The 2,461-nt window shown below is 73.8% G+C and carries 2 protein-coding genes and 1 pseudogene; all 3 read right to left on the minus strand.

From position 1 onward, the window contains the following. Positions 1 to 455 (minus strand): annotated as a pseudogene (locus tag VR44_RS36750) (hypothetical protein); the annotation flags it as partial. A gap of 5 nt (positions 456 to 460) precedes the next feature. Continuing rightward, on the minus strand, positions 461 to 1,039 hold the full coding sequence (locus VR44_RS36755) for an RNA polymerase sigma factor (protein WP_045952010.1): 579 nt from the start codon (positions 1,037 to 1,039) through the stop codon (positions 461 to 463). A 406-nt stretch (positions 1,040 to 1,445) separates the two neighbouring features. Further along, positions 1,446 to 2,078 (minus strand): NADPH-dependent FMN reductase, encoded by a 633-nt coding sequence (locus tag VR44_RS36760; RefSeq protein ID WP_045952012.1) that lies wholly within the window; start codon positions 2,076 to 2,078, stop codon positions 1,446 to 1,448. Positions 2,079 to 2,461: the final 383 nt, after the last annotated feature.

Consider the following 2,461-nt stretch of genomic DNA (forward strand, 5'->3'; position numbering starts at 1 on the left):
GGGTAGAGGCACTGGGCGGCGGTGCGCGAGCCCGCACCGGCGGCGTACTGGAACCAGAACTGCGCGGCCTCCAGCCGGTCCGTCAGGTGCAGCAGACAGCCGAACAGCAGGGCCGAGTCCACGCCGTGGGGCCAGGAGCGGGTGTGCAGGGCGAGCTCCGCGAAGTCCCGGCTCTCGGCCAGGGACCAGGTCAGGTCGTCCAGGCATCGTGCGGCCCGTACGTGGCAGGCGGCGTCGAGCACCAGGTCGTCCCACGCGGTCGCGGCGGTCCGGCCCCGGTCCTGGTCGGCGCCGGTGGTGCCGAGCGCCGCGCGGGCGCGGTCGGCGGCGATGCGGCGGGCGACGCGGCGCCGGGCGGCCCCCTCGTCGTAGCCGGCGTACTCCTCGGCGAGCACCGCGGCGTTCTCCAGGGCCGAGTCCAGTTCGCCCAGCGGCATGTCACGGTCAGCGGGCATGTCGCTCACTGGTCCTTCTCCTCTCCGGGGATCCAGTCCACCCCGAGCTTGCGGGACAGGGTTCGGCGTGCGCCTCGGACGTGCGACCGGACGGTCGCCGGGGAGATCCCCATCATCCGGGCGACGGTGTCGGAGTCGTTGCCCAGCAGGAAGGCCAGCAGCACCACGTCGTACTGCCGCTCGGACAGTTCGGCGATCGCCGCGTACAGGCCGAGCTTCGACTCCAGCAGTTCGAGCCGCTCCCTGGAGGAGCGGCGCAGCGCCGAGAACCACGCCGTTTCCACCATGGCGACCTGACGGCCGAGGGCCGCCAGGCGCCGTTCCACGTGTTCGCGCAGCACCGCCCACGCGAAGCCGTGGAGGCTCGCTTCCTTCAGCGCCTGGCGCCACACCTTCAGCAGGAAGGTGAACACGTCGTCGACGACTTCCTCGGCGTCCTTGGCGTTGCCCAGTTGGAGGTGGGCGTAGCGCAGGTACGCGCGGTGCTGCTGGGAGTGGAACGCGGTGAACTCCACGGGGAGCACACCCGCCAGTTCGCTGGAGACCGTCTGGTCCCCCGATGGGTCGAACTCGCCTTCGCTCATGCGTTCCCCCGTCGTTGCTCGTCGCCGCCTGTGCGGGCGGTGGGCAGCCGCGGGTGCGCCTGCACCCCGGTCACATCGCTCGAGAGGACCCCTCTCGGGTCGTCACGGACCACGGTGGCGTCTATCAGCACGAGGGTGAGGGTCTGGGCAGCGTTCACTTCTGCGTGGAACCTTCCGAGTGGCTTGTGAGTGGCGGGCCGCCTGCCCCCGTGTCCGGCAGCCGTGGAGCGACAAGCTCCCCCCATCACCACCCCATCGGAAAAGGCGCCCGATCGTGCAAGCCGGCTCCGGATTTCTTCCGGAAGAGTCGCATCCGCCCCAGCGCGCGCCCCCTGTACAGCAGTGCACGCCCCGCCTTCGGGTGAAGGCGGGGCGTGCGCTGACGGGTGGACGGGCGGGCGCCGGCTCAGTCCTGGGCGCGTGCGGTGACCGGTGCGTCGGTGCGGTCGCCGAGGAACTCGTACCAGCGGCGCTGGAGGCACAGGTATCGGGTGTCGGCCTCGGCGAGGTCCAGGAAGGCGTCGACGGTGGACGCCAGCCGCTCCCCCAGGCCCCGGTCGGCGAGGGCCCCGTCCTCGGTGAACTCCTGGTGGGCGGCGGCGAGGCTGAACATGTCGGGGTAGACCCGGGCGCCGAGGTGCTCCAGCGGGACGCGCAGCGCCCACAGGCCCCGGTTGCCGCCCACCATCGACGGGGAGGCCGACACCAGCAAGACCTGCTTGTCCTTGAAGGGCTGCGGCCGGACCCGGGAGACCCAGTCGACGGCGTTCTTGACCGGCCCGGGGACGGAGGCGTTGTACTCGGGCGAGGCGATGACCACGGCCTGCGCCGCCTCGATCCGCTCGCGCAGTGCCAGCGCGCCCGCCGGCACCCCCTCGTCGGCCTCCACGTCCCCGTCGTACAGCGGCATCGGGAAGTCCCCGAGCAGGGCGGGCTCGGCGGTGGCCCCGGTGCGCACGACCAGGCCGGCGACGAGTGCCGCCAGGCGCGCGTTGACCGAGCCGGTGCGGGAGGATCCGGAGAGCACGAACACGTGCATCGAGGCGCGGCCCGCGGGGTGCCCGTCCTGCGGGCGGGCCGGATCGGCGGGGAAGCGGTCCTGGTCGTTCGAGGTCACGGCTGTCTCCCTTGCCGGTGCGCGCCCCCGGCGCCGGAGGCTGGGGTTCCCAGCGGACTGTACGGGCGGACCGGCCGCACCGGCCGGGGCCGCGCGCGGGTCCGCCCGTACGTCACCCGGCTGCCCGGCACGGGCACGCCGCAGGGCGCCGGCGGCTCCCGGGTCGGGGGCCCGGGAGCCGCCGGTTCAGGCCGCTACCACCAGATGACGACGTAGCCGTCGCCGCCGTCCTGGCCCGCGGTGCCGGGGCCGCGGCCCGTCATCCCGCCGCCGCCCTGGCCTCCGTCGCCGCCCGTGGCGGTCAG

This window comes from Streptomyces katrae (genome assembly GCF_000966975.1).
GTDB classification, from domain to species: Bacteria; Actinomycetota; Actinomycetes; order Streptomycetales; family Streptomycetaceae; genus Streptomyces; species Streptomyces katrae.

Excerpts from the sequence above, each read along its gene's own strand:
- VR44_RS36755 (WP_045952010.1), bottom strand. The coding sequence starts at position 1,039 with ATGAGCGAAGGCGAGTTCGACCCATCGGGGGACCAGACGGTCTCCAGC.
- VR44_RS36760 (WP_045952012.1), bottom strand. The coding sequence starts at position 2,078 with ATGCACGTGTTCGTGCTCTCCGGATCCTCCCGCACCGGCTCGGTCAAC.